Annotated in this window: 37 protein-coding genes, 2 tRNA genes and 1 pseudogene; 31 read left to right on the top strand and 9 right to left on the bottom strand. The window is 45.2% G+C overall.

Annotation, left to right across the window (positions count from 1 at the left end; genetic code table 11):
- Window positions 1–6 precede the first annotated feature (6 nt).
- Window positions 7–261, bottom strand: a complete 255-nt coding sequence (locus JFQ59_RS07310; RefSeq protein WP_202319765.1) for a hypothetical protein — start codon at window positions 259–261, stop codon at window positions 7–9.
- Window positions 262–360: 99 nt separating this feature from the next.
- Here JFQ59_RS07310 and JFQ59_RS07305 point away from each other — a divergent pair, with 99 nt between their 5' ends.
- The 6 genes from JFQ59_RS07305 to JFQ59_RS07280 are packed head-to-tail and all read left to right on the top strand — an operon-like array spanning window position 361 to window position 3,121.
- Complete coding sequence (locus JFQ59_RS07305) at window positions 361–771, top strand: AbrB/MazE/SpoVT family DNA-binding domain-containing protein (RefSeq protein WP_202319764.1); 411 nt, start codon at window positions 361–363, stop codon at window positions 769–771.
- Window positions 738–1,250, top strand: coding sequence for a PUA domain-containing protein (locus JFQ59_RS07300; RefSeq protein WP_202319763.1), 513 nt, complete (start codon window positions 738–740; stop codon window positions 1,248–1,250). Before JFQ59_RS07305 ends, JFQ59_RS07300 begins: the two co-directional genes overlap by 34 nt.
- 44 nt (window positions 1,251–1,294) lie before the next feature.
- Window positions 1,295–1,546 (top strand): 50S ribosomal protein L37Ae, encoded by a 252-nt coding sequence (gene rpl37A, locus JFQ59_RS07295; protein WP_202319762.1) that lies wholly within the window; start codon window positions 1,295–1,297, stop codon window positions 1,544–1,546.
- 2 nt (window positions 1,547–1,548) lie between these two features.
- Window positions 1,549–1,689, top strand: coding sequence for a DNA-directed RNA polymerase subunit P (locus JFQ59_RS07290; RefSeq protein WP_202319761.1), 141 nt, complete (start codon window positions 1,549–1,551; stop codon window positions 1,687–1,689).
- A gap of 20 nt (window positions 1,690–1,709) precedes the next feature.
- Complete coding sequence (locus JFQ59_RS07285) at window positions 1,710–2,108, top strand: aconitase X swivel domain-containing protein (protein ID WP_202319760.1); 399 nt, start codon at window positions 1,710–1,712, stop codon at window positions 2,106–2,108.
- The gene (locus JFQ59_RS07280) at window positions 2,105–3,121 is read left to right on the top strand and encodes a site-2 protease family protein (RefSeq protein WP_202319759.1); all 1,017 of its coding nucleotides are present in this window, start codon (window positions 2,105–2,107) and stop codon (window positions 3,119–3,121) included. The genes JFQ59_RS07285 and JFQ59_RS07280 overlap by 4 nt, the downstream gene beginning before the upstream one ends.
- Here JFQ59_RS07280 and JFQ59_RS07275 read toward each other — a convergent pair.
- Complete coding sequence (locus JFQ59_RS07275) at window positions 3,114–3,569, bottom strand: hypothetical protein (RefSeq protein WP_202319758.1); 456 nt, start codon at window positions 3,567–3,569, stop codon at window positions 3,114–3,116. The two genes, JFQ59_RS07280 and JFQ59_RS07275, sit on opposite strands and share 8 nt — an antisense overlap.
- Before the next feature lie 120 nt (window positions 3,570–3,689).
- Between JFQ59_RS07275 and JFQ59_RS07270 the strand changes: the two genes are divergently transcribed.
- Window positions 3,690–4,814, top strand: a complete 1,125-nt coding sequence (locus JFQ59_RS07270; protein WP_202319757.1) for a M20 family metallopeptidase — start codon at window positions 3,690–3,692, stop codon at window positions 4,812–4,814.
- Here JFQ59_RS07270 and JFQ59_RS07265 read toward each other — a convergent pair.
- Window positions 4,801–6,000, bottom strand: coding sequence for a methionine adenosyltransferase (locus tag JFQ59_RS07265; RefSeq protein ID WP_202319859.1), 1,200 nt, complete (start codon window positions 5,998–6,000; stop codon window positions 4,801–4,803). The genes JFQ59_RS07270 and JFQ59_RS07265 overlap by 14 nt on opposite strands.
- A gap of 101 nt (window positions 6,001–6,101) precedes the next feature.
- On the opposite strand from JFQ59_RS07265, the gene JFQ59_RS07260 reads away from it, so the two are divergent.
- The 3 genes from JFQ59_RS07260 to JFQ59_RS07250 are packed head-to-tail and all read left to right on the top strand — an operon-like array spanning window position 6,102 to window position 8,170.
- Window positions 6,102–7,334 carry a lactate racemase domain-containing protein gene (locus tag JFQ59_RS07260; RefSeq protein ID WP_202319756.1) on the top strand — a complete coding sequence of 411 codons (1,233 nt, stop codon included), beginning with the start codon at window positions 6,102–6,104 and terminating at the stop codon, window positions 7,332–7,334.
- A 40-nt stretch (window positions 7,335–7,374) separates the two neighbouring features.
- The gene (locus JFQ59_RS07255) at window positions 7,375–7,725 is read left to right on the top strand and encodes a DUF4870 domain-containing protein (RefSeq protein ID WP_230972365.1); all 351 of its coding nucleotides are present in this window, start codon (window positions 7,375–7,377) and stop codon (window positions 7,723–7,725) included.
- Window positions 7,726–7,756: 31 nt separating this feature from the next.
- Complete coding sequence (locus JFQ59_RS07250) at window positions 7,757–8,170, top strand: PPC domain-containing DNA-binding protein (protein WP_202319755.1); 414 nt, start codon at window positions 7,757–7,759, stop codon at window positions 8,168–8,170.
- On the opposite strand, the gene JFQ59_RS07245 is transcribed toward JFQ59_RS07250, so the two are convergent.
- Both JFQ59_RS07245 and mobB read right to left on the bottom strand, forming a co-directional pair.
- Complete coding sequence (locus tag JFQ59_RS07245; RefSeq protein WP_202319754.1) at window positions 8,159–8,743, bottom strand: pyruvate kinase alpha/beta domain-containing protein; 585 nt, start codon at window positions 8,741–8,743, stop codon at window positions 8,159–8,161. The genes JFQ59_RS07250 and JFQ59_RS07245 overlap by 12 nt on opposite strands.
- A gap of 30 nt (window positions 8,744–8,773) precedes the next feature.
- Complete coding sequence (gene mobB / locus JFQ59_RS07240) at window positions 8,774–9,250, bottom strand: molybdopterin-guanine dinucleotide biosynthesis protein B (RefSeq protein ID WP_202319753.1); 477 nt, start codon at window positions 9,248–9,250, stop codon at window positions 8,774–8,776.
- Window positions 9,251–9,325: 75 nt separating this feature from the next.
- Between mobB and JFQ59_RS07235 the strand changes: the two genes are divergently transcribed.
- The 3 genes from JFQ59_RS07235 to aroA are packed head-to-tail and all read left to right on the top strand — an operon-like array spanning window position 9,326 to window position 12,026.
- On the top strand, window positions 9,326–9,739 hold the full coding sequence (locus JFQ59_RS07235; protein WP_202319752.1) for an archease: 414 nt from the start codon (window positions 9,326–9,328) through the stop codon (window positions 9,737–9,739).
- Window positions 9,736–10,779 (top strand): DUF763 domain-containing protein, encoded by a 1,044-nt coding sequence (locus JFQ59_RS07230; protein ID WP_202319751.1) that lies wholly within the window; start codon window positions 9,736–9,738, stop codon window positions 10,777–10,779. Before JFQ59_RS07235 ends, JFQ59_RS07230 begins: the two co-directional genes overlap by 4 nt.
- Window positions 10,770–12,026, top strand: coding sequence for a 3-phosphoshikimate 1-carboxyvinyltransferase (gene aroA, locus JFQ59_RS07225; RefSeq protein WP_202319750.1), 1,257 nt, complete (start codon window positions 10,770–10,772; stop codon window positions 12,024–12,026). The genes JFQ59_RS07230 and aroA overlap by 10 nt, the downstream gene beginning before the upstream one ends.
- 62 nt (window positions 12,027–12,088) lie before the next feature.
- Here aroA and JFQ59_RS07220 read toward each other — a convergent pair whose 3' ends face one another.
- Window positions 12,089–12,406, bottom strand: coding sequence for an SHOCT domain-containing protein (locus tag JFQ59_RS07220; RefSeq protein WP_202319749.1), 318 nt, complete (start codon window positions 12,404–12,406; stop codon window positions 12,089–12,091).
- Window positions 12,407–12,504: 98 nt separating this feature from the next.
- On the opposite strand from JFQ59_RS07220, the gene JFQ59_RS07215 reads away from it, so the two are divergent.
- The 12 genes and pseudogenes from JFQ59_RS07215 (at window position 12,505) to JFQ59_RS07160 (ending at window position 17,289) form a co-directional block, all read left to right on the top strand.
- The gene (locus JFQ59_RS07215) at window positions 12,505–13,050 is read left to right on the top strand and encodes a c-type cytochrome (protein ID WP_202319748.1); all 546 of its coding nucleotides are present in this window, start codon (window positions 12,505–12,507) and stop codon (window positions 13,048–13,050) included.
- 9 nt (window positions 13,051–13,059) lie between these two features.
- Entirely contained in the window at window positions 13,060–13,548 is a 489-nt protein-coding gene (locus tag JFQ59_RS07210; RefSeq protein WP_202319747.1) for a hypothetical protein, read from the top strand.
- A 58-nt stretch (window positions 13,549–13,606) separates the two neighbouring features.
- Window positions 13,607–13,753, top strand: a complete 147-nt coding sequence (locus JFQ59_RS07205; protein ID WP_202319746.1) for a hypothetical protein — start codon at window positions 13,607–13,609, stop codon at window positions 13,751–13,753.
- Window positions 13,750–14,355 carry a hypothetical protein gene (locus tag JFQ59_RS07200; RefSeq protein ID WP_202319745.1) on the top strand — a complete coding sequence of 202 codons (606 nt, stop codon included), beginning with the start codon at window positions 13,750–13,752 and terminating at the stop codon, window positions 14,353–14,355. The genes JFQ59_RS07205 and JFQ59_RS07200 overlap by 4 nt, the downstream gene beginning before the upstream one ends.
- A gap of 491 nt (window positions 14,356–14,846) precedes the next feature.
- Window positions 14,847–15,200: a hypothetical protein gene (locus JFQ59_RS07195; RefSeq protein WP_202319744.1), complete on the top strand. Its 354-nt coding sequence runs from the start codon at window positions 14,847–14,849 to the stop codon at window positions 15,198–15,200.
- Window positions 15,201–15,688: 488 nt separating this feature from the next.
- Window positions 15,689–15,931 (top strand): annotated as a pseudogene (locus JFQ59_RS12805) (thioredoxin family protein); the annotation flags it as partial.
- Complete coding sequence (locus JFQ59_RS07185) at window positions 15,932–16,108, top strand: hypothetical protein (protein ID WP_202319743.1); 177 nt, start codon at window positions 15,932–15,934, stop codon at window positions 16,106–16,108. It abuts the pseudogene before it with no gap.
- A gap of 29 nt (window positions 16,109–16,137) precedes the next feature.
- Window positions 16,138–16,383, top strand: a complete 246-nt coding sequence (locus JFQ59_RS07180; protein WP_202319742.1) for a hypothetical protein — start codon at window positions 16,138–16,140, stop codon at window positions 16,381–16,383.
- 75 nt (window positions 16,384–16,458) lie between these two features.
- Window positions 16,459–16,608, top strand: a complete 150-nt coding sequence (locus tag JFQ59_RS07175) for a hypothetical protein (protein ID WP_202319741.1) — start codon at window positions 16,459–16,461, stop codon at window positions 16,606–16,608.
- Window positions 16,609–16,621: 13 nt separating this feature from the next.
- On the top strand, window positions 16,622–16,852 hold the full coding sequence (locus JFQ59_RS07170; protein WP_202319740.1) for a ribbon-helix-helix domain-containing protein: 231 nt from the start codon (window positions 16,622–16,624) through the stop codon (window positions 16,850–16,852).
- The gene (locus JFQ59_RS07165; RefSeq protein ID WP_202319739.1) at window positions 16,827–17,090 is read left to right on the top strand and encodes a PIN domain-containing protein; all 264 of its coding nucleotides are present in this window, start codon (window positions 16,827–16,829) and stop codon (window positions 17,088–17,090) included. Before JFQ59_RS07170 ends, JFQ59_RS07165 begins: the two co-directional genes overlap by 26 nt.
- Before the next feature lie 13 nt (window positions 17,091–17,103).
- Complete coding sequence (locus JFQ59_RS07160; RefSeq protein WP_202319738.1) at window positions 17,104–17,289, top strand: hypothetical protein; 186 nt, start codon at window positions 17,104–17,106, stop codon at window positions 17,287–17,289.
- On the opposite strand, the gene JFQ59_RS07155 is transcribed toward JFQ59_RS07160, so the two are convergent.
- The 3 genes from JFQ59_RS07155 to JFQ59_RS07145 form a co-directional block, all read right to left on the bottom strand.
- Complete coding sequence (locus tag JFQ59_RS07155) at window positions 17,275–17,424, bottom strand: hypothetical protein (RefSeq protein WP_202319737.1); 150 nt, start codon at window positions 17,422–17,424, stop codon at window positions 17,275–17,277. The genes JFQ59_RS07160 and JFQ59_RS07155 overlap by 15 nt on opposite strands.
- Before the next feature lie 198 nt (window positions 17,425–17,622).
- Window positions 17,623–17,694, bottom strand: a tRNA-Cys gene (locus tag JFQ59_RS07150).
- A 199-nt stretch (window positions 17,695–17,893) separates the two neighbouring features.
- The gene (locus tag JFQ59_RS07145; RefSeq protein WP_202319736.1) at window positions 17,894–18,211 is read right to left on the bottom strand and encodes a hypothetical protein; all 318 of its coding nucleotides are present in this window, start codon (window positions 18,209–18,211) and stop codon (window positions 17,894–17,896) included.
- A gap of 103 nt (window positions 18,212–18,314) precedes the next feature.
- On the opposite strand from JFQ59_RS07145, the gene JFQ59_RS07140 reads away from it, so the two are divergent.
- From JFQ59_RS07140 to pheA, 6 genes are all read left to right on the top strand, one after another.
- Complete coding sequence (locus JFQ59_RS07140) at window positions 18,315–20,552, top strand: DEAD/DEAH box helicase (RefSeq protein WP_202319735.1); 2,238 nt, start codon at window positions 18,315–18,317, stop codon at window positions 20,550–20,552.
- Window positions 20,553–20,578: 26 nt separating this feature from the next.
- A tRNA-Thr gene (locus JFQ59_RS07135) sits at window positions 20,579–20,651 on the top strand.
- A gap of 443 nt (window positions 20,652–21,094) precedes the next feature.
- A complete protein-coding gene (locus tag JFQ59_RS07130; protein WP_202319734.1) occupies window positions 21,095–21,868 on the top strand; it encodes a 2-amino-3,7-dideoxy-D-threo-hept-6-ulosonate synthase in 774 nt (257 codons plus the stop codon).
- Complete coding sequence (locus tag JFQ59_RS07125; RefSeq protein ID WP_202319733.1) at window positions 21,843–22,817, top strand: 3-dehydroquinate synthase II; 975 nt, start codon at window positions 21,843–21,845, stop codon at window positions 22,815–22,817. The genes JFQ59_RS07130 and JFQ59_RS07125 overlap by 26 nt, the downstream gene beginning before the upstream one ends.
- Window positions 22,814–23,407: a type I 3-dehydroquinate dehydratase gene (gene aroD / locus JFQ59_RS07120; RefSeq protein WP_202319732.1), complete on the top strand. Its 594-nt coding sequence runs from the start codon at window positions 22,814–22,816 to the stop codon at window positions 23,405–23,407. The genes JFQ59_RS07125 and aroD overlap by 4 nt, the downstream gene beginning before the upstream one ends.
- A 34-nt stretch (window positions 23,408–23,441) precedes the next feature.
- Entirely contained in the window at window positions 23,442–25,331 is a 1,890-nt protein-coding gene (pheA, locus tag JFQ59_RS07115) for a prephenate dehydratase (RefSeq protein WP_202319856.1), read from the top strand.
- Window positions 25,332–25,360 lie beyond the last annotated feature (29 nt).

Below are 25,360 nucleotides of genomic sequence, written 5' to 3'. Positions count from 1 at the left end.
GTGTTGCTACAACTTTTTCATATTTAACTTTGCCCAGAGGTACATGCAGAAGTTTGCCACATCAAGCAGCTCATCTGAAATGTTTCCACCCGACTTTATCGCCTCCTCCAGCTCTTCAATCTCTTCAGAAAGTCTGGCTATCAGCAATTCCTCAGAAAAGTCCTTCCAGGGTTCCGGAGTGTTGCCCGGCTTGTTCACTCTCAGCAAATACTTGCGGTGCATCTCTCTGACGAAGTTCTCCGCAACCTCCCAGTACTCCATGCCCGGAGTTGATGGAGTGAGAACTTAACGGTATTGTAAATGATTAATTACGAAATTGACCGAAAGTTATAAATTTAGTTATGCAGAAAATTATGCACGATGTTCAGGTATCCGGTAGAGGTCGTTTCAGATATGTATCTCAGCAGGATTGGAGGATACAGCTACGAGCTTGATAGGAGAGAGGTTGGTATTAACGCAAAAGCTCTGGAGATGAATACTTCGATAATTCCAAATGAAACAATAGCGACCATTAGAACTCTGGATGACAGAAAGCCGTACTTCTTTAAAAAGAAGTTTGTGGTTGTTGCAGTAGAGGAGAATATGGAATGCTACGAATTTACAGCTAATGGCGAGGTCGTTCTACCTGAGGAAGTGAGGGACAGGATGAGAGCAAAGGTGGGAGACGAGGTTATTGTGAACACCACCGAATCCTTTAGAATTGACGGAGATTACACCAATGTTGCCAGGGCGATGTTATGGCGCTTAGAGAGCCGACTGAGAAGGAACTGAAGGTAATAAGAAAGGCCCTCAACTATTTTGGCTGCAAAAATCCGGACTTTACAATACGTATCAATGAGCGGAAGGAGGTGTTTGCTCTCTCACCAGATCTTGGAAGGTTTGTGGACAGCATCAGCTTCTATTCTGCAGGAATAAAAATTGGTGAGGTCGGCAGGAGGCTGAGACTTACGTTGGAGGGTGCGTACTGGATTGTGAGGAAGAACAGAAAAAAAGTCTGGGTGAACGAGAGAGGTGAGATGCTGTTTCTTTATGGAAGAGATATATTTGCCTCCTCGATTATAAAGACCTCGGAGTTCGGAGAGAATGAGATCGTTTTCGTGTGCAACAGAAATGGAGATATTCTGGGGATAGGAAAAAGCAGGTTTTCGTCGGATAGAATTGCAGAAATTGACGCCAACAGAGTCGTTGTTGAGAATCTTGTTGACAGGGGAGAATACATCAGGCACAAGAAGCTTTATAATTCTTTTTAGGTTGCAGGGAAAAATATTAAATGCAATCTCACCTCTCAAAGTTCATGAGCAGAACAAAGAAAGTGAGGGCAGCGGGCAGGTTTGGAACAAGATACGGTCTCAGAGTTCGAAGGACGTGGCTGGAAATTGAGTCAGTTCAGAGGCAGAGATACGTTTGCAGGAAATGCGGAAAGAAGGCAGTGAAAAGATCCGGTACTGGAATCTGGGAGTGCAGACACTGTGGTTACAAGTTTGCAGGCGGCTGCTACCAGCCAGTCACAGCGGGCGGTAAGATCGTGGAGAAGTCGGTGAGGTAATCATGGCATACATCTGCCTTGTCTGTGGGGCAGAAATTGATGTCGATCCCGATAAGAAATTAATTCAGTGCACGAACTGCGGTGGCAGAATTCTGGTCAAGCCCCGACCCCTCGCAAAGAAGAAGAGGGTAAAAGCCATATAACGCCAAGTCATACTATTTTTGTGAAATTCGATTGCAGGATTATCAGCAGGGGTTACGCTGAAGGTGAGGCTCTGGTTTCGAGAGAGCACATTTCTTTTCTCGGGGGGGTAGACAAGGACAGCGGCGAGATCAAGCAGAAGTCAGACGCCAGTGGCATGAGTGTTGCAGATAGAATATTCATTTTTCCTGGAGGCACGGGATCAACTGTAGGAACCTACGTTTTAATAAATCTGAAAAAAAAGGGGAAGGCTCCGAAAGCAATTATAAACAGAAAGACCGAAACCATAATCGCCGTTGGAGCCGTTATAGCTGAGATCCCTCTCGTTGAGGTGAGGGATGAGAAGTTCTTTGATCTTGTAAAAACAGGAGATTTTGTGAGAGTGGATGCAAACAGGGGTTATGTTGAGCTGATAAAATGACTCTGGAAAAGGAGATCGAAAAGTACTTCAAAATTTATGCTGAGGAGAGGTTTGGTGATGCGGTCAGACTGTTTGTTATACCGGCAGCACCGGAACATGAGATAAGGCAGTTTCTCCAAACCCTATCCCAGGAATACCAGGTTGCCCTGAGGTACCACTACGGCGAGCTCGTTCTCGAGCTTAAAAAGGGTGCAGCAAAGGAAAATTATCTGCTGAATCTCATTCTCTTCATTGCAACTTTTATAACCACGACACTTGTTGGTTCAACGTTTTACGGGGATAAAATAGACATTCCGGGAGGTGTAATGTTTTCCGTTGCCATAATGTTCGTTCTGGGCAGCCATGAGATGGGGCACTACATTGCAGCGAGAAAATGGAAAATGAGGACATCTCTGCCGTACTTCATACCCTTCCCCACGATAATCGGTACGCTCGGGGCTGTGATAAAGCACAGAGGAATAATTCCGAATCGAAAGGCCCTTTTCGATGTGGGTGTTACAGGACCGCTTCTGGGTATGGTCGCATCAACTATAGTCGTAATTATAGGACTGCAGATACCATTCGAGTTAAAAACAGAACCAACACTTTATATCGGAACTCCGCCGATTTTCGATGCCATCCTCTACGCTCTCAACTACCAAAAAAATGCGATACATCCCGTAGCTTTCGCCGGCTGGGTGGGTTTTTTTGTGACATTTCTGAACATGATACCGGTAGGTCAGCTTGACGGCGGGCACGTGTTGAGGGCAATGATAGGAGAACTCAGTGAAAAGGTCTCGAAAATTATCCCTGCTGTTCTTATAGCCTATGGTATCTACCTGATGAAGGTTCTGAACCAGCCAAACACAATCTGGCTTTTCTGGGGCATAATATCATTCTTCTTCTCAACCCAGCGCCACCCAAAACCGGCCGATGATGAAACCCCCATTGACGGGAAGAGGTTTGTGATCGGAATCATTGCCTTTATTCTGGCGTTCCTGTGTTTCGTTCCTGTTCCCTTTTATTTCACGTAAACGTACTGTTTACCGATTTCATTAGCCTTACGAGAAACTCAGCCTGTGTCTTGAACATCTTGGTAAGATTTGACGCAAGTTTTTCAATCTCACCCGGATTTTTTGCAAGATACTGATAAATACCACTTTGCAGGTACGACATTCCCTTCGTACCCTCAACATCACCGAATATGACCGTAGCGTTGCTTCCGAGATAGCTGAACGTGAGCGAAAAGTTTCTCATCGCCGAGGCATTGGTTCTTGTTACCTCCAGAATACTCATCAAAATATGATTGTTCCAGTAGTTCATAACAATACCGCCATATATCAACCCCCAGACGTTTGAAAAGTTCAGATCTGAGTTCGTGGAGGCGGAAACGAAAAGATCCAGGAGATTCTGGACTGCCTGAAAATTAAGGTTCAGAAGTGCGACGACAATTCTTGCAAATTCGTCAAGGCTCATCAACATCCTGCGTAGTTATAGTCAGAAAAATAATAAATTTTTCGCTATAAATGTGTGAACGATGATAATTACAATACTTGGAAACTCAATAACGAGCTTTTATATTTCGGAACACTACCTGTGCTGATGAAAGATCCGGTTGAGATCGTCAGAGATATGATAAAGATAGACACAAGAAATCCGCCCGGAATCACCACCGAGGCTGTTGAGTACCTCTCAGAGCTTTTTTCGTCATACAACACCAGAGTATATACGAAGGAGGAGGGGAAGGATAACATAGTCATCGAAATCAGCAGAGGGGATCCGACACTGATGCTCGCATCCCATCTTGACACGGTCCCGGGAGGGGATGAGCTGCTCAATCCGGTTATTGTTGATGGAAAACTGTACGGAAGGGGGAGCTGTGATGCAAAAGGATGCATAGCGGCAATAGCATGTGCTGCGATGGTTGATAGTGTTGATATAGGTCTGAAGCTTGCTTTCACCGCAGATGAGGAAATTGGAGGTGTCAATGGACTCGGATACGTATTTGAAAGAGATAGGGCAGATGCTGTCCTCATCGGAGAACCTACCGGAAGCTCGATGATCGGAGTTTTGCAGGCAGCGGTGCTTGCCATTGACATTGAATTCAGAGGTGAAGCAGGACATACAGCCTCGCAGGATTCGAAAGAAGGGGCGATTTACAGAGCCTCAAGGTACATACTTGAGAAGGTGGAGTCCTTCAGAAGCTTAAAAGGAGACTTTTCCCGATACAAACAGTTTTTCAATGGCCTGGGAATGGACTTCGAAATTAAAAGCTGGCAGGCGGTTTTCAACCCCGCAATGATCAGAGGAGGAATTAAGAGAAATGTTGTTGCGCCAAAATGTACCGTTTGTTCGGATGTAAGATTTGCTCCGTGGATCAGTATGGAAGATGTCAGAAACGAGCTGTATGATGAAAATGTTGATTACAGGGTCGAGGGATTCCTTCAACCGTATGGCGTTATGAGCGATAGCGTGAGGGTTGAGGATGACACAAAATTTCTGAAGATAATAGGCAGTGCGGTGGAATCTGAGGGTCTGAAGCCAAAGGCCGTGTTCTCTCTGGGCGTTGGAGATACCAGACATGTGAGAAAGCACGGTATCCCTGCATTTTACCTCGGACCGGGTGGCGGCAATATGCACGGCGATGACGAGTTCGTGTATATCAACGAACTCAGAAAAGTTTGCAGCATCTATAAAAAGATAATTTCAATGTTCAGAACGTTCTAACTCTGCCATCTATCACCATATCGGTTATCTCCCCAACTCTGCCAAGCATCTCTTCAGCGATCTCTTTCGCTGGCCTCTCAATTTTTGAAAGGTCATAACCGCTCTTTGGAATTACCTGAACACTTAAGGCCTTCGGCTCGTTGATGGGCTTGCCTATCTGGCTGAGTATTCTCACATAAACCTCCTGCACCCCTTCGACATTTTCCGCAATTCTGCCTGCAATCTGGTTTGCAAGGAGATTGTATATCTTGCCAACATGGTTAATCGGATTCTTTCCGCTGCTCGCCTCCATGCTCATGGGTCTGCCGGGGGTGATGAGCCCATTGCACCTGTTACCCCTTCCCACGCTGCCATCATCCCCATTTTCTGCAGAGGTACCTGTGACGGTCAGATAAACACAGCCAGTTTCGTAGTCATCGGCAGTATTTACAAAAACCTCAACCTTCCTTTCCGTGTACTCCGAAGAGATATCTCTGACGAAGTTCTCAAGCTCCTCTTTGATAGAATCATACTCCTTTATGCTGGATACATATTTGTCAACAAATGCGGCGGCGATTGTTAAAGAGATCCGATCCTTTTCCCTCAGACCCATTACCTTAACATCCTCTCCTATCGCAGGATTTGTCCTCCTAAATTCCTCGTAAATTCTCCTCTCAACGTTGTAAACCAGATTTTCAGTTTCGGAAAGGGGAGCAAAACCTATGCCGAACGACGTATCATTGGCCAGCGCCACACTACCGCTCTTTCTTCTGAAAACATCCTGCAGATCGGTGCTTCCCTCCCCCAGCCTTACGTTGAAGACGATATCGAGATCGGGGTCAAGGTTGCGCATGTGATTTCTGATATACTCTCTCGCTGCTTTCAGGGCTATTTTGTCTGTAGGGATGTACTCTCCGTTGAAGTACTTTGTTGCCCTCCCTACAAGCAGAACGTAAATCGGTTCTATGACCTCTCCACCACCGAACTGGGGGTTCGATCTTCCTGCCACAATCTGGGTTTCGTCGGTGTTGTGATGAAGAATTGCTCCAAACCTTCTTATGTACTCTCTGCTAAGTTCTCTGCTCATGGCCTCCGCCATTCCGTCAGCAAGACTGTCAGGATGACCTGTGCCTTTTCTCTCAACTATCTCTATCATCTGATCCTCTATTGGAGTGTGAACCAGCTCTTCGACGTATATGTTCGGCATAGACTCACCAGACTTCACCTCGTGGTAAGAAATATAAAAGTTGCAGTCTTCTCAGGAATGAACTAAGAAACATTATAAATTAATAATGCTGTACTTTAACTATGATCCAACTTCCCAGCAACGTCTGGAATGGAGACGAGCCAGAATTTTTTGATCCTCCTGAAAACTGGGATGTATCCGTTTTCAGAATGAAAGGGGATCATGCACCTCCGGTAGCCGAGGATGAAATCATAAAGGCATTGCGGGAGCCTACTGGTACCAGACCCCTATCCAAGCTGGCTGAAAACGGGGGAGAGGCGGCCATAGTTTTTGATGACATGACGAGGCCCACCAAACTTGAACTGATTGCAAAGGCTGTGGTGGAAGAGTTGAGTAGAGCAGGAACTTCCGACATAGTTTTCATCTGTGCCAATGGTGCTCACGGAACCTACGACAGAGAGGACTTTGTTAAAAAGCTAGGAGAGGAGATTGTTGAAAACTATCCAGTCTTCAACCATAATCCTCTTGCAAATCTCCAGTATATTGGCGATACCTCTGCTGGAACACCAGTTGACATTAATGCAGAGGTAATGAGCTACAGTCTCAAGATCGGACTGGGCTGCATACTTCCACATCCTCAGTACGGTTATGGGGGAGGAGCAAAGATCGTTCTGCCTGGAGTGGCAGGAATAAGGAGCATTATTTACAACCACGGAGTGCTCGGCGGATGGTCGGCGGCAATGGCCGTAAGAGACCTGCATCCAACATGCCAGATGGCGTATGGGCGGGTAAATGATGAAAATATACTGAGGAGAGATGCTGAAGAGGCCGCCAGAATGACAAACTTTGACTTCATCGTGAACACCCTCGTCAACACGAAAAGGGAAAACACGCATGTTTTCGCTGGTGACATCGTTGAAGCACAGAGAAGGGGGGTCGAGGTTGCAAGAGTACACTACTCAACGCAGATATCATTTGAATTCGATGTTGTCATATCAAATGCCTACTCCAAAGCCAGTGAGGCTGCAATCGCAACATGGCCATCACTCTGTCTCAAGCACGGTGGGACGCTTGTAGTTATCTGCAACTCCAGAACAGGGCAGGTCAGTCATTACGTGCACGGGAGATGGGGTATGAGGAAAAAGGGCGGCTACCTTTACCTGCCACCTCCGGACACGCTCAAAAAAGCGGGTAGAGTTGTTTTTGTATCGAAATATCAGGAAAAGCAACCGTGGCTTGAAATTTACGAGGATGCTGTTAGGGTAAAAACGCTTGAAGAGATGATTGAGGTGATTGGAAAAGACAGGAAGAGGGTTGCGGTCTTTCCAGATGCAACAATACAGAAACCGTTCTAAATGCAAATTTTTATATATCTTTAATAACAAATAGTTTGAAATGGGTGTTGATATGGGAACTTCAACGGGGTTGAACGAAAACGTGGAAGGTTTGCTGACGTACCTTCTGGGTTTTGTAACAGGGATAATTTTCCTGATAATAGAAAAAGAGAGTCAGTTTGTAAGGTTTCACGCAATGCAATCGACAATAACTTTTGCGGGATTATGGATTCTGAGTATGGCATTTGTGTACGTGATTCCTTTTATAGGATTCATGATCGCATGGCTGATAAACGTTGTAACGTTCATAACATGGATCGTGTGCATGTACAAGGCCTACCAGGGAGAGTGGTTCAAACTTCCGGTGGTGGGAGACATTGCAGAACAGCAGATAGGAAGTTTTCACCAGTAAAAAATTTTAACACTTTTTTATTAACAGCTTTATGAAGGTATTTGAGTTCGATAGGGGACTATTTCTAAGGCTTGATTACGGAAGGGGAATTGTTGAGCAGCTATCATCGTTTTTGGAGGAAAAGAATATACAGACCGCATTGATCTCAGGAATCGGGGCTGTGAGGAATGCCGAAATAGGGTACTACGATCAGAACAGGAAAGAATACGTCAAAAGAAAAATTGACATGCCAATGGAAATTCTCAGCTTAACCGGAAACGTGTCTCTGAAAGATGGTAAACCTTTCCCGCACATTCATGTGGTTCTCGGTGTGGATGGAGATATTTATGGCGGGCATCTATTTGAGGCAGAAGTATTTGCCTGCGAGCTGTTTCTGGTTGCCCTCAAGGGAGAAAGACTGGAAAGGCATCACGATGCCCAAACGGGTCTGTACCTATGGATTTGATCTTTTGAAGCGGGGCATACAAATTATTTCTCTGATCTCCATGTCAAAGAAGTTGTTCATGTGAGCAGGACGGATGACCACAGCAGTGTCCGCTCCCCGGCTTTTTCCGCCTACAGCCACGACCTCCTCTATCGGAATTGCTCCGCTGTCAGCAGCCATAATCGTAATCTCAACGCAGACTTTCAAACCATGACCAAACAGAGAGCGCAGTGTCTCGGCAATTGCTTCTGTTCTGCTCACGCCACCGAGCTTCCTGCTTATACTTCTCTCCAGTCCCGAGAGGATATGGGACTGTCTGACAAGCTTTACACCCCTTCTCCTCAGCTCATCCTCAAGATCAGGTGGCATCGTGTTCTCTCCCTCTCTAACGAATCCCGTGTGGTACGTAACCACGACGAGCTGAGTTTTCTCATCGATCATGTCCAGTGCTTTGAGGGCCGTTTCCCCATACGACGAGGCAACAACAAGGAATCTTATTCCAAGCTCCCGTGCCCTCTCAATCGCCAGTCTAAGTGTTGTCTCTGTGTTCTCTTTACCCGGCTTATCAAAATAAACGATTTTTTTCTCCTGCATACCCAGAATCCTTTCGCACGGATTAAAAAACTAGACCAAGCTCAGGATAAACTCGGCTATGCCCTCAATATCGTCCCTCACGAACCATCTGTAACCATCCACTCTTTCATCACAGACCACGGCCAAAATTTTACCCTGTGTGAAGTGCTCAACATCATCTGGATCTGCTACAACAACAATTCTGTCCTTCCCGGCTTTGCTGAAACCTTCTGTTAGAATAAGGTCGTATTCTTTAAGATAATTACTGCAAATCCAGTCGAGATTATTCCCTTCATCCTCATTCACCCGCCTTATAAACGCAAGCTTTACGGGAGATGCTATGAGGACGTCGGCACCGCTCTGATAGATTTTCCAGGAGTCCTTACCCTCCCTGTCGATCTCAAAATCACCGTGTGCGTGCCTCTTTACAACAGCTACTTTTATTCCCCTCTCCCTGAGAATGGGAACAAGTTTCGTGATGAGGGTCGTCTTTCCGCTGTTAGAAGTGCCCACAATACTGAGAATCATGTTCTCAGAGATTCAGAATTGTTATTAATATTTGCGGGGAAAAAGTAAAAATAACCGGGTTAGAGACTTACAAACATGAAATACAGATTCATCGATCACACCGCAGACATCGCTTTCGAAGTTTACGGTAAGAATATAGAGGAGCTTCTAGAAAATGCTGCTCTTGCCTTTTACGATGCATTTGTTGATGCCTCCCGTGTTGAATCCAAGCAGGAATTTAAAATTGAGGTGGTCGGGGAGGACTGCGAGATTCTGCTATATAAATGGCTCAACGAACTTCTTTACCTCTTCGACACGAGATTTTTTGCGGCGAGGGAGGTTACTGTATCCGCTGAAGAGGGGGGCCTGTTAACTGCTGAGGGAACACTGAAAGGGGGAAGATTTACTCCTGAAATGGTGAAAGTTGAGCCAAAAGCCATAACGATGCACAAATTTAAAGTTGAGAGGAGAGGAGATGGATTAAAAGCGTTTGTTGTTGTTGACATATGAGCGGAGAAATTTATCTCCCCCTGCATCACGGAAAAGCGCCTTACTGGCTCTTAAGCAGAATGAAAAAGCTTGCCGAACCAATCATCCGGCTGATAGTACTGGAGTTCGGAGAGAAGGAGTTTCTGGAGAGAATCTCAAATCCGGTGTTCTTCCAGTCCCTTTCAAACGTCCTCGGATTTGACTGGAACTCAAGCGGTGTTACCACGGTTTTAACCGGTGTTTTGAAGGCAACACTTAACAAAGATGACTTTTCAATAAGAATTGCTGGAGGAAAGGGCGGAAATGCTCTGAAAACGCCAGATGAGATCAGAAAGTATTCCGAAGAGCTCGGGATTGACGGAGAAAAAATCGTTCATTTCAGCCGACTTGCTGCAAAAGCAGACAATGCGGCCCTGCTCGATGGCTATTCCATCTACCATCACGCTGTAGTTTTCACACCCCGATATTTTACGGTGATACAGCAGGGGATGAACGCAAAACTGAGGATGGCGAGAAGGTATCACTGGAACGTTTACTCAAACATTCCGGACCTGGAAAACATCCACGAAGGTATTGTGGCTGAAAGACGAGAGAGGGAAGTTGTGAACCTCACGTCAAAGCTGAGCAGAGAGGCAAAAAAGGTGTGTGTTGATATAATAAGGGACGGGAGGTTCAGACGGGATTATGAGAGAATGATATCCTTGGTGAGGAGAAAGAGCGGGTTAACAGTTCCGAGAAGGCTCAACTGGAAGGTCGTTGAGAAGGCCTACAACCTGCAGCCCGAAAGATTCGAGGACGTGCTGATGCTAAGAGGATTTGGACCGGAAACCGTCAGAGCTCTGGCCTTGGTTGCGGACATAATTTACAACGCCGGGTACGACAAAACCGACCCGGCCAGATACTGCTTCGCGGTGGGTGGAAAAGACGGGGTGCCTTTTCCTGTAAGGAGAGATATTTACGATGAAATAATTGAGTTTATGAGAGATACTGTGAAGCAGGCTGATCTGGGAGATTTTGAGAAAAAGAAAATGCTCGAGAGGTTGAGCAGGATATGGAAATAGTCGTCAGGAAAAGCGAAATTGAAGGTTCCGTCAAACCACCCTCTTCGAAGAGCTACACTCACAGAGCGTTTATATCCGCCTCGCTCTCGCCCAAAGCCAGAATAATCAATCCGTTAATATCCGAAGACACGATCGCAACACTCAACGGTTGCAGGAAACTCGGTGCTTTTGCATGGAGAAGAAAGGGCTGGATTGTCGAGGGTGTTGAGGATATAAACTCATCGGGCTATTTCAATTTCCAGAATTCAGGAACAACTCTGAGAATCTTTACCGGAATACTATCCCTTTCCACATCTCCCCGTTTCAATGTTCTTGATGGAGATCGATCACTCAGAAAGAGGCCCAACAGAGAGCTGTGTCTCGCACTCAGAAAACTTGGGGCAGAGATCCGGGGAGATGCCGAATTCAAAGCTCCGGTGAAAGTTAAGGGAATTCTGAAAGGTGGAGAAGTAGAAATCGAGGCTGCAAGTTCTCAGTTCGTTTCAGCACTTCTGTTCTCACTGCCAATGGCGAAAGGAGATTCAGTTCTGAGGATCAAAAGAGCAAAATCCACGCCCTACATAAACATAACACTTGATGTGCTCGGTATGAGTGGAATTGAGGTAGAAAGGGAGGGAGCCGACTACCACATCCCGGGAGAGCAGAGATACAGACTGAAAAGCTACACTGTACCAGCCGACTTCTCATCAGCCAGCTATCTCATCGCAGCTGGAGTTATGGCTGGAAAGATAAAGATTCTGAACATTTTCGACTCCGAGCAGGGAGACAAAAAAATAGTCGAAATTTGCAGGCAGATGGGCGGGGATGTAGAGTGGAATAAAGACGAGGGTGTGATCGTTGCCAGAAAGTCAGATCTGGAGGGGGTGGAGGTAGATGCATCGGACATTCCGGACCTTGTTCCAACGATATCAATTCTTGCAGCCGTGGCAAGGGGTGAAACCAGAATCTACAATGCAGAGCATTTGAGGATAAAGGAGATAGACAGAATTGAGGGCATATCCAGGAACCTGAGAGCGCTGGGAGTTGAAGTCACAACATTTCGAGATGGGCTTGTGATCCGAGGAGGCAGGAGGGAGTTCAAAGGTACGGTTGACTCCTTCGGCGATCACAGAATGGCTCTCGCCTTTTCTCTGCTCGGTCTGCTTGGAGAGGTAAGGTGCAGAAATGCTGAAGCCGTGTCTGTTTCATATCCAGGGTTTTTCGATGTTTTAAGGTCCCTCGGTGCAAAGGTGGAAAGGGTGAACTAGCCCAGGAGTCTACCGTCTAGTTTTCAAATCTTTAGCTGTGGGACTCATGTACATTTCGCACACTACTTTTCAAGTTCTTCCTTCAGCTTTCTGAACTCTTCCTCCGTTATCTCTCCTTTAGCCAGTCTCTCCTTCAGAATTTCCAGTGCTCTTGACTCCTTTCCCTGCGTCTCCCTGACGATCAGATAGATCACGAGGAATATCCAGCCCACCATGGGGAGAATAACCAGAATAAACCAGAGCAATCCGTTCATCCCTCTTTTGTTTGCGTCCTGATAAACCAGAAAGCCTATTACAAGAAAGAGAATGAACCAGAAAAACATCATTCCGCCGAAAAAGGGAAATGTCCACCAGTTCCAGTAGTGCATGTATCCGTCCATAACAATGTTTAGTCTTTTTTATATTTAAAATTGTTGGAGTTGACATCCTGAAGGACAAACCGTGAAAAGACTTAAAAAGATGAAATTCTATTAAAATCATGGAAAATCAGGGTGTTTATATTGCTGTTGGATTACTTGCAGGTATATTTATAGCGCTCTTCATCTACTCCTATCTGTTTCCCGGATGGATGATGGGCTATGGAAGCTTTATGCCAGGATATGGTATGCCAATGATGGGGGAAGAGGCGGGCTATCAGGATGGTCGCTATTACCCGCCCGGATGCTGTCAGGGACCGGCCACATTTCAGTCAAATGGGGAAAAGATCTATTTCACCGGAATAAACGAAAAGGGGGAGCGGATACCGTTCACAGGAGGTCCACAGTGGCTCGTGACACATGGGGGTAGCTGTGTGAACTGTCACGGCAGGGACGGGAGAGGTGGCCTGATACCCATGATGTGCAACGTTAGAGCCCCGGACATAAGGTATTCTACCCTCTCAAAGGATATGAGCGATCAGGAGATAAAGATTGCAATAACAAAGGGTGAGCACGAGGGAGAGGTGCTCGACTGGTGCATGCCGAGATGGCAGATGAGCGCTGAAGACCTGAACGATACCATCGCTTATCTAAAGGAGCTTGGCTGAAGTGTTGGGATGGCAGTTCCACTGCTTGTTAGGCTGGTTTCACTCAAAAATCTCCATCCCATCTTAACACACTTCACAAACGGCATTACTCCTGCAGCCCTAGCACTGGCTTTACTCGCGAGATCCACCAGATTGCTGGGCTATATTCCCTTATCGCACATAGTCATTCCTAGCTGCGTTGATGTTGCCGCATGGTTAATGATGGTCTTCGTTGCCGGCATCACCCCCCTAACAATGGCAACGGGGATGATTGACTGGAAATACAGATACGACATGAGAAAGGTGCCGGTAATACAGAGGAAGGTCATCACAGCTTTGGCTGGATACGTGTTTGTAATTGTCTATGTAGTTTCTCACTCAATATCCGACTACTCCCTCATTGCACTTGGAATCGCTCTTTTTTTCTTCGCAGTTACGGGAGACTATGGAGGCAGGCTCGTCCATGGTGCAGCAAATGCTTCTTTACTGAAAAAATTTCAGAAACCCGGGACTCGGTAGCTCAGCATTGGCTGCAGTAATCGCAAGTTATAAATAGATATAGCATAGCAATGTTACTGTGTGCTGTCAAGGAGGTGAGTTAGGTGTTGGCAGAAGGCTTATCGCCATCCTGGTGGTGACGGTGGGAACTGCAGTGGCAGCAGCGGCGATGGTTGGCAAGGCTAAACAAAACAGAATGGTACATGATATGCAAAACCTGTTATGAAGAGACAAATAAAGGCAATATCGCCAATTGCTGCAGTTTCAGTGATCTTACTGGTTGTACTGCTGCAATCATCAAGTCAGAATGCAATAACGGTTCAAACACGGGAAGTGGTGCTATCCGAATTATGGGAGAAGATTGCAACGGACATGTTAAATTCAACGGCAAACCTTATCTGGCTGCATTTGAGGGTGTCGGAGGAAAAGGTTCAATCGCTGCACTTAGAATTCACAGCCCTAAATTCCAAAGGTGAAAACAGAATTTACTACGTGGATGTGAATCCATCGGGAGCGGTGAAAATCAATTCAAAAGCAATTGAGCGGGTACAGCGCACGATCCATCCTCTGGAGGTGTTCCGAGAACTCGACAGATACGGCCTGAAAAACATCGGCTCTGAATACACGCTTGACGTTGACTTCGAGTGGGGGGATTTGGAATACAGTGAAAACCTTTACCTCCTGACGAACGGAAAGCTAACTCCCCTCAAAAAGGTTGAGTTCCACACTCAATCGCCCATTTGCCACATAGTCGTATGCAGGAGTGGATGCGAAGTCTGGCTTTTAAAACGAGACTTGCTTAGAGCTGAGAGGAAAGTTATCCAGTGACTGATGAAAGAGTTAAACAGGTTTTGAACCTTGCGATGTCTCCATCCGGGACGTCGGGATGAGCACTCAAAAAACTGGAATTAGAGCAAATCGATCTAATGCTCGTGCGTGCACGAATTGTTATTTTAAGCGATAAGATCTGAAAATAATGGTGACGAATTTCTTAGGTAGAAGAATTACGAGCTAAATTTAAATCTTCATTTTACAAAGCTGTTTGTTGCTCTGCTGTTGCTATCATGACAATCAAAAAGACTGGTATATGCTAAATAAAAAAAAACGGTGAGTGAAAGCTGGATGAAAAGGTTTGTGGCTTTGCTGCTGGTTTTGGTTATGTTTGAGAGTGCAGTCAGTTCAGCACTGGCTGTAAACACAGACCAAAACTTTGTTTTCGGCAGCTAGTAGGGGATGCGTGATGGCCTGTGGCGAAATATGTATTTACCTCATATAGGATCCCCCAGCTGCAGCGATTTTATTCAGTCAAGGTGACAAAAATGGGAATCTTCAGGAAGGAAATCCCTGTGTGGGAGAAAATTGTTGGTGTAACTCTACTCGCAATGATCGGGGTCATGGGCGTTTGCAAAGCCATGGTGGGAAAACTAATGCTACCCACAACTACCAAAGAGTTACTCGAAACGATCGCTATGAGGGCTTTCATAATATGGTGGATCGGCGTAATCGTGTTCGCCTTCTATACCATCGTACGCTACAGAATTTCCAAACCGGCATTTAGCATGTACTACACCGGCATTGGAATTTTGATTCTTGCGGCTGCGTATCTGCTGAAGCTTCAATGCTCATGGCTGCAATCCTACTGCTGGGCTGCATTTCCAGCACTCCAAATTTAAAACAAGAGTGGAGCAAAATTCGCTCTTTCGAAGTGTTGGTAACCTACCGGGATCGACAACGAAACGTACACAAGTAAGATCGTTTTCGTCAAACCTAACAAAGCATTGAGGAAGATACTACTGACGGAAACGTTACCAGTGCGATTTTAATTATCAATGACACAGAAATTATAGTTAGCAGTGGAAAGCGATTTGTTTTAATTGCTACTAGAAGTGATATCGACGCTCTTGATCCTTTTATTACAATACTTAACAATATTGATTTATTCAACTTTGAACTAGATCATGACGTTTTAACTTTAGTGCCGGAGAGTCCAGAGTTGCCAAAATATGTAATTAAACTAGATAAACGATAACTCAACAAAATCAAACTCTTGCGATGGTTGAGTAGATCAGGATTAAACCCGATATTAATATAAAAATCAATGAAACGGTAATTAACTCCATTATGTCTGCACAATTAAAATTAGAACAGCAGTGTACTATCTTTCTTCTACTCACAATCGTGTCCTCACTGCGAAAAAATAAGGCCATACATAACGAATTTGATGAAGGAACACAGCAAGATGAGGTTTGTTTTCTGCGACGTAAACGATTGCCGCGAAGAATGCATAGAGATAATGGAGAAATATAGAGCTATGTTCGTTCCAACGGCTGTAGTAATTTGGAAGAACAATACAACGATCTTAACAGGATCAACAGAGATCAAAACAGGCTCGAGGAGATATTAAATGAGAGCTGAGATCTTTATACTTCTGGCAGCCATTGGTGCATGTATCCCTTATACCCCTATTTTATTTAGAACATTTTATGGGAATTATGCCTTCACCAAGGTCCAAGAAGAGAGGGGACTTCAGAGAGATCAGGCACCTCCACATACTCTCAGACAAAGTTCATATACCTCTTGACAGGAAATACATCAGGTATGTGCCCTCAGATGCTTGGAGAAAGCTTAGAAAGAGAAAGAAGAGTAAGCGAGATAGAGAGAAAGATAAATGAGCTTAGGCAAAAGTATGGGATGAGCTTCGATGAGTTTTTTGATGCTGTTGAAAGTTTCAGTAAGCTGAAGAGGCTCATGGAAAAGTACGATTTGGATGAAATTCTTGAAGACTCTTTAGTTTGGGAGTCTTTGGAGGATGACTTGAGGGAACTTCAAAGCGAAGAGGCGGTAACAGATGCCTGACAAAGATGCCGTTCTGATGTAGGATCTCAAACCTCAATTTTTCACACACAAACTTTACCTTGGAGGGGATGCTGATTGAAGCTTGAGGTGGCTGACGAGCTCAAGCTGATATACGAAGCCTGCTTCAAGGTCGGACTTCCGAAGTCGATTCAGAAGCCTGTAAACAAAGGGGTCGCAAAAGCTGGAACCGCTTTATTCTTTTGCGAAAACTTATTTAACTATTAGCCTACTATTAGACATGAACGTGAGCATCGAGCTGACGCCCGAACTGCTCGAGTACCTCGAAAGGAAGGTCAAAAGCAGGAGGTACAAGAGCAGAAGTGAGGTTGTGAGGGAAGCGATTAGGATGATGATGAAAGCCGACCTCGAGAGAATTTTGGAGGAGAAGGGTTTGGACCTTGAGAAGTTCGAGAAGGAGAGGGAGAAGGTCTCAGGTGAACTGATTGAGAAAAAGTCCGGGGAGATTTAGATTCGTTCTGGACATCAACGTTCTGTTCTCCGCAATAAGGTATAGGGGCAAACCGTTTGAGCTGCTGGAGGAGGCAGAGAAAAAGGGTGTTGAGGTTATTATACCTGAATACGTTTATGACGAGCTTAGAGAGGTTTTTGAGAGGAACGGAATAAGACTTTACGCTGGTCAAGAGTTTCCTCGCCACTTACACCAATATCACAATAGTCAAACGGAAATTTGGCGACGAGCTCGTTAAGCTTGCGAAAGATGTGGTTACGGACAGAAAGGATCGGCCCGTTTTCATCTACGCTTTAATTCTCCGCAGAGAAGAACCATCAACTTATTTGGTTACAGGCGATAGGGCTTTGAGAGAGGCGGCGAACAAGGTTGAAAAAGATCTGGCTGTTACGGTCGATGAAGAGTTAAGGTTGCCCGGGAAGCTAAGTATCTCTTAACGCCCTCAAAATCGCATCTCCGCTGTACCTCCTCACCACGTACCTCGTCCTCCCCCTCCCCTTCCTGCCGAACACAAGATCCACGAACCTCAGTCTCTCCAGCTTGCCCTTCTCTCGGCACTCAACCCAAGCCATCCTGAGAAAGTACAGACCGTATCTCAGTCCCCGTTTCTGGTAACGAGCTCCACAACCTCTCAAAAGCCTTTTCAGTCACAACCCCGGGATAGAAGCCGTGCTCAACCCTCCACCCCAGTATGTTTGATCTCTTCCTTTGAATAGAGCGGAAAATGGAGTCTGTTGCAGAACAGCGATCGAGTCAAAATGAATAAATAGAGCCAGGGCCCGGATTCGAACCGGGGTAAAGCGGATCTGCAGTCCGCCGCATAGCCCCTCTGCCACCCTGGCCTGATAGAATTACTGCAAGTTTGTACTTAAACCTTGCTGTTGCTGTCGGTGATGAGGTATTGTAGATTTCAGACTTAACATCGCAGTTTAATGCCGAGCATTTGATTTGGCACTCCTTGTTTAGCAAAAAATAAAAAACATCACAGCAACACTGAGATTGAAATATAAACAAACCTTCGTGACTCAAATTTAACTTTTCTCACCTGTACATCCTTCTCTCAATGGACTCAAGCTTGTCCTCAAGATCCCTTATTTTGTCCCGAAACATCACCTCTATCCTGCCTTCCAGATCATCTGAATTAACAGCAATCGTTCTCTTTACACTCTGGAATTCGTCCATGATTCTTTGCATCCTGAGTTCAATACTAAGTAAAAGCAATGTGAGAGATGCCACGAGCAGAGCGGCGAGAAATATGACGGTACTATCCACCCTGTTGTAGAGTGACAGCCACTTATACACAAGTGCTGCGGCAGAAAATACACTAATCACCGACAGCACAATGTCTCTGGCCTCCATTTTCACCCACCGATAGTTTCTGTGCATTAATACTATATATTTCTTTTCTAAATTTTTTGAGATTTAAGGTATGTTTTATTTACAACCCCTCCACCATTTACATGTGGAATTCATAACGCATCCACTGATAAAGGAGAATACGGTTGAAAGAAGAATGTACCAGGTCTCCATAGCAGCAACTGCGCTTGTTAAGAACACTCTTGTGGTTATACCCACAGGGTTGGGAAAAACAACGATAGCCGCACTTGTTATTGCATCAAGACTGCTTAATGAGAAAGGCAGGGTTCTCTTCCTTGCTCCAACAAAACCACTGGTGGAACAACATGCAATATTTTTGAGAAGGGTTCTTAAAATAAGCGAAAATGAAATTGTATCTCTGAGTGGCGAGATCGGACCGGACAGGAGAAAAGAGATCTGGAATGGGGCCAAAATCGTCGTATCCACGCCACAGGTTATAGAAAACGACATTCTTGCCGGGAGGATAACTCTGAAAGATGTTGTTTTAATTGTTTTTGACGAGGCCCACAGAGCGGTTGGCAATTACTCCTACGTGTTCATTGCGAGAGAATACCTGAGTCAGGCAGAGAAACCGCTAATATTGGGTATGACCGCCTCACCTGGAAGTGATGCCGAGAGAATAATGGAGGTGATTCAGAACCTCTCCATTGAGACGATTGAAGTGAGAACAGAATGGGACAGTGACGTCTCGCCTTACGTTGGGAAAAAAGATATCGAGTGGGTAAAGGTGGAGATGCCCGAAGAGATGAAGGAGGTCAGGAAGAAGCTTGAGGAATGCATCAAATTAAGGTTCAAAAGATTGAGTGAGCTCGGAATAGATATTCCGGAAAATGCGGCAAAAAAAGATTTGCTGGCGTTGCAGGAGGCTTTACAGGCTGAGGTTGCAGAAAGCAGAGATCCAAACCTGTATGATGCTTTATCGATTCTTGCGGAGATAATGAAGCTCCAGCATGCGGTTGAACTGATTGAAACGCAGGGAATCAGGGCTTTAAAACTGTATCTAAAGAAACTCATTAAAGAATCGTCCTCCAAAGGCAGTAGCAGGGCAGCAAAAAACATTGTTAATGACACAATATTCAGAAGTGCAGTCATTGCCGCTGCCAGATGCAAAGTTGAGCACCCAAAACTGAAAAAACTTGAGGAAATTATAGAAAGGCAGCTAAGAGAGAAAGAGGATTCCCGGATAATTGTTTTCACAAACTACAGGGATTCAGCGGAAATGATAGTGAGTGTACTCTCAGACCGGTTTCCGGTTGCCAAGTTTGTGGGACAGGCAAGCAGGGAGAACGACAGGGGAATGAGGCAGAAAGAACAAATTGAGACGCTTGAAAGGTTTAGAAGGGGAGAATACAGGATTCTGGTTGCAACATCGGTTGGTGAGGAGGGTTTGGACATACCTTCAACAGACCTTGTTATATTTTACGAGGCCGTTCCATCAGAAATCAGAGCCATTCAGAGGAAAGGAAGGACTGGCAGAGGTAGAAAAGGAAAAATTGTAGTTTTGATGACCAGGGGAACGAAAGATGAGGCTTACTACTACACGAGTATCAGGAAAGAAAGAAAAATGTATGAAATGCTACTGAACATAAAGGATATCGTAGAAAGAAGGAGACAAAAAACCCTTACAGATTTTGAACACAGAACAGGCCAGAAGATTGGCGTCCGAATTCTTGTAGATTCTCGTGAGCTGAGGTCCGATGTTGTAAAGCATTTGAGAGAGTTTGGTGCGAGCATAGAGGTAACGAATCTGGAGACCGGAGATTACGTCTTGAGTGATAGAGTTGCCGTCGAAAGAAAAACTGTTGATGATTTTGTTAACAGTATCACTCATCGGGACAGACTGTTCTCACAGATTGGAAAATTGAAATCAGCATACTCGAGACCCGTCCTGATAATTGAGGGGGATAGCATCTACAGGGGATTGCATCCGAATGCTGTGAGGGGAGCCATCGCATCTATTGCCATTGATTTCTCCGTTCCAATCATACAGACAAGGGATGCAAGAGAGACAGCGGAATTTATACTTGCGATGGCAAGAAGGGAGCAGGAGATTAAAGAAAGGGCTGTTGTGGAGCATGTTGCCAAAACCAAGAGAACGCTCAAAGAAGAGCAGGAACACATAGTGTCCGCAATTTCGAACGTTGGGGTGGTTATAGCGAAAAATCTACTAGACCATTTCCAGACGATCGAAAGAATTGCGACAGCGGATGAAGATGAACTGGCAAAGGTGCCTAAAGTCGGACGAAAGACTGCAAAAAGGATAAGGCGTGTCATGACAACCCCGTACAGTGAAGCCGACTTCTACGACAGCGAAACTTTTTAATTCCCTTAACTTTTACCTATCCCCAGGCCACGGTAGCTCAGCAGGAAGAGCGCGTGCTTGGTAAGCACGAGGTCGCGGGTTCAAATCCCGCCCGTGGCTCTCCCTTCTTTGGTTCTAACCCAAATATAGGTTTCAAACGTAATAGCAGAAGTTGCGAGCTATGTTGCAGGAATATGAAGGGCTGCAGAAGGTATACTGATGAAATGCAAAACTGTTGATTTTCTGCAGAACTCCAGTTCATATAAATCCCGAAAACTGAGATCTGCTATCGATAACTGCTTCTTTCCCGAACCCTATGGATTTCCGCACCTCAGATTTTTTGAAGAAGTTTCCGTTACATTTGCTGGAGTCTATCAACTACAGCAAAGTTTAAATACTCTTTAACTCGAACCTTGTTAATGGCCAATGCAATTTATGACTGCCGGGCGGAATTTTTCTTTGGCTTTTGGTATCAGTTTAGCTTTTAATCTGCTGGAGGTGTTTTGCAATGGTTTCCGGTCTTTTTATATGTCTATGCCCTAAAAATATAAGAGGTGTTTTATATGATAGGTAAAAAAAGGAGAATCAGCAGAATATTGAAGAATGGACGATCCGTAATACTTCCAATGGACCATGGAGTAACTAAACCAGAGAAAGGGATTGAAAAAATTGACAGAGTGCTTGAAGACGTTCAGGGATATATAGATGCAATCATAGTCCACAAGGGAGTGGTAAAGAGATCTGGTGTAATCGCTGAGATGGAAGCGGGTTTGATCATACATCTGAGCGGCTCCACCGTCTGGGCAGAAGATCCGAACGATAAGAGGATAGTCACCAGTGTGGAAAGAGCAATATCCCTCGGGGCTGATGGTGTAAGTGTACACGTTAACATCGGAAGTGCAACCGAGGCAATCCAGTTACAGAAGCTTGGAGAGATTTCCGAAATCTGTGACTGGTATGGGGTTCCCCTTCTCGCAATGATGTATCCCAGGGGGAAAATTGAAGTTAACACGGAAAGTGTGAAACATGCGGCGAGGATAGGTTATGAGCTCGGAGCCGACATCCTGAAGGTGCCCTTCACCGAAAACTTTGAGGACGTTGTTGGATTTGTCGATGTACCTGTTGTGATAGCGGGTGGAAGCAAGGAGAACGAGTACGATCTTTTCAAGAAGGTGGAGGATGCAATGGCGAGAGGTGCATCTGGTGTGGCAGTGGGGAGAAACTTATTTAACAGCCCCAGTCCTTCTAAGATTGCCAGGATGTTGCACATGATAGTTCACAGCAACATGCGAGCCAAGGATGTGGTGGAATATGAAGGAAATCTGGTTGTTGGTTGAGTCGGAAAGCTGGGACGAAGTAAAGGAAATGCTGAAGGATGCAATAGAAATTGGATTTGATGGTGCAGTTTTAAGAGAAGATTTCATCAAGAAAGCTGAGAAACTCGGTAGAATGCAGCTAATCCCGATTGAAAGGTCATTGATAAGTGTAAAGTCTGCAGAAGATCAGACAAAAGCAATAGAGAGTGGAGATGTAGTGGTGCTGAGATTCGAGGACTGGAAGGTAATACCCCTGGAAAATATAGTGGCGATGAAAAAACATGGAAAGGTCATAGCTGCTGTTGACAGCATAGAGGACGCAAAGCTTGCACTGACGACCCTAGAGAAGGGTGCGGATGGGATTGCAGTAAGTGGAGACAGAGAAACTCTGAGAAAGTATTACGAACTTGTTAAAAATCGGATAGAATCTGTTAAGCTTGTTAAAGGAAAAATTACAGAGATCAGACCGCTCGGGGTTGGTGAAAGAGTTTGTATTGACACAGTAACCCTCATGTTCCCGGGAGAGGGTATGCTTGTTGGAAACAGGTCTGGATTCATGTTTCTGGTTGCCAGCGAAAGTGAAGAGAGTGAGTACGTTTCATCGAGACCATTTAGAGTAAACGCGGGGAGTGTAAACGCCTATCTGAAAGCCGGCGATAAGACAAAGTACTTGGCAGAGCTAAAGGCGGGAGACGAAGTCGAGATCGTCAGGTATGATGGAAATGCGAGAAAGAGCTTCGTCGGAAGGGTAAAAATAGAAAGGAGACCGCTCATTCTCATCAGAGCTGAGGCAGAAGGGGAAGAGGGCAGCATTATACTGCAAAATGCCGAAACCATCAAACTTGTGAACCCAAGCGGCAAGCATATCTCAGTTTCCGAGATAAGACCGGGTGATGAAGTTCTGGTATGGCTGGGGAGAGGTGCGAGACACTTCGGTGTAGAGGTTGATGAGTTCATACTGGAGAGATGAAGCTCGTTGCAACTGTTGGAAACGATAAGGAGATCGCAATGGCTGAAAATGCCGATGTTATAGAGATAAGACTGGACCTTTTTGATGATTTCAGGAGAATGTCGCTGGATAAAGAGATGATTCTGACCTTCAGAAAAGTTGCTGATGGGGGTAAATTCGAGGGCAGTGATAAAGAAAGGGTTGAGACTCTAAAAAGTCTGAGTGACGAGCTGAACGCCGATTACGTTGATCTTGAGTTTGACCTGCCTGATTGGGCTTTTGATTTCGATTGTAAGATCATTGAGTCTTACCATAACTTTAAGGAAACTCCAGAATACTCCGAACTCGAGAGAATTGTGAAAAATAGAAGGGGAGATTTTGCCAAAATTGTAACAATGGGAAAGAGCAGAAAAGATGTTGAAAAAATCGTTAAACTCCTGGTAAATCACGATAACGTTATTTCTTTTCTGATGGGTGAGAAATTTTCCTTTACCAGGATAATGGCCGCATATCTTGGGTCACCATTCATTTACTGCTACGTGGGTGAGCGGAAGGCTCCGGGTCAGATACACCTTGACGACGCTCAAAGAATTTTGAGGATTCTGAGGTGATTGCTTGAAGATACTCATTTACGGCGTTGGGAATATGGGAAAACTTTTCAAAGACCTGTTTTACAGCAGAGGCTACTTTGTGAGAGGTTATGACATAGATGAAATGAGGAGAGACACGAACAGCCTCTCAGGTTTTGATGTGATATTTGTCTGCACACCCATGTACGCCCTTGAGGAATCGATTGAGCACATAAAGAAGGAGGCAAGTGCCCATACCCTTCTCGTCGATATCTCCTCGGTCAAAAAACTTTCCATACCGATTTTCAAAAGATCGGGATTTGACTTCCTCAGCATTCACCCGATGTTCGGTGGTGACAGCGAGATAGCCCTATCAAACATAATAGTTGTCCATGAATCGGGGAGAAAGGAGGAGAAAACGATACTCGAAGAGTTCAAAAAGCATGGGGCAGTTATCAGCAGACTCGGCATAGAGGAACATGACAGGAAAATGGCAGAGATTCAGGGAATTGCCCATTTTCTCCTCGTTTCGATGGCAGATTATCTGAGATACGGAAAAGATGAGCTGAAGTTCGCCTCTCCAATATTTACGGTTCTTTACAAGCTAGCGAGCAGGATAATAAACCAGAACTGGGAGATGTACTACCAGATCCAGAAGAACGCTGAAGAAATCAGGGAAAAATTCCTTAAGAGGTCTTATGAGCTTCACGAAAAGATGAAAGACAGGGAAAGTTTCAGAAAGGTATTTGAGGACTTGAAAGAATTTTATACGGATTACGAGTCGAGCACAATAATCCTGGAGGCTTTCAAAGCAACAAAAAAGGCTGAAACTCTTGATGAGCTCAGGGGATTGATAAAGTCCCTGGACTCACTCATTCTCAGGCTGATCGAGAAAAGGGTGGAGGTTGCAAGGGGGATAGCCAGAGTAAAAATTGAGAGAGACGAGCCGATTGAGATCAAGGACGTGGAGGAGGAAAAGATAAAAGAGATGATTTCAAGAACGATGCTGAATCCCATCAAGGTCAAGGACATTTTTGAGAGAATCATGGATCTGGCAAAGGAGGAAGAATACAGGGTTGCGGGTATCAGCAAGACCGTAGCTGTTCTCGGACCACAGGGGAGCTTCAGTGATGAGATGGCTCTGAAACTCATAGGTTCAAGAGTGCCTCTTCGCTACTGCTCAACAACTGACGAAATAATAAAACTCGTTGAGAGTGGGGAGGTAGACTACGGAATAGTTCCGATTGAAAATTCGGTTAACGGCACCGTTCTGCCAGTTCTTGATGCCCTCATGAGCCATGACGTCGAAGTTTTTGGAGAAGCTGAGCTCGAGGTCAGGCACTGTCTTGCAGCCAAAAGAAAAATAGGGTTAAAGGAAATCAAAACCATTTATTCCCACCCCCAGGCAGTTGCGCAGTGCATGGGTTTCATTAACAACTATCTCCCGAATGTCTCAATCAGATACACAACCTCTACTAGCGATGCCGCACGGATGCTTGATGATTACTCGGCAGCGATAATGTCAGAAAATGCGGCCAGATTCTACCGTCTTCACGTGCTTAGAAAGGGAATTCAGGACTTAAAGGGTAGAAATATAACCAGATTCTACATTATAAGAAGAAGAACCGGAAAGACTGTCGGGAGAGTGACATCACTCTTTTTTGGTGTTGAGGACAGGCCAGGTGCTCTGAAGGACGTGCTTGAGGTTTTCCAGAGGAAGGGTTTCAATCTGAGAAAGCTCGAATCGAGACCCGCAGGAACAGGGCTGGGGGACTACGTTTTCTTTGTCGAGGTTGAGGCGGCGCTCAGTGATGATGATCTGAAGGAGCTTAAGAACGTTACGACATTCTACAAGGTCGTTGGGGTATTTGGACAGGTAAAAACCCTCGACGTTTACAGCTCTAACGAGTCTGAAGAGACACAGAAAGTTGCCGGGCTGGAAAACATAGATAGTCGAACTTATTAAAACTCTAAAGGTTGTCAGGTCGAGAACAG

It is taken from the genome of Archaeoglobus neptunius (assembly GCF_016757965.1).
Lineage (GTDB): Archaea > Halobacteriota > Archaeoglobi > Archaeoglobales > Archaeoglobaceae > Archaeoglobus > Archaeoglobus neptunius.
The sequence above is the reverse complement of the archived record's forward strand: the minus strand, read 5'-3'. Positions and strand labels throughout refer to the sequence as shown.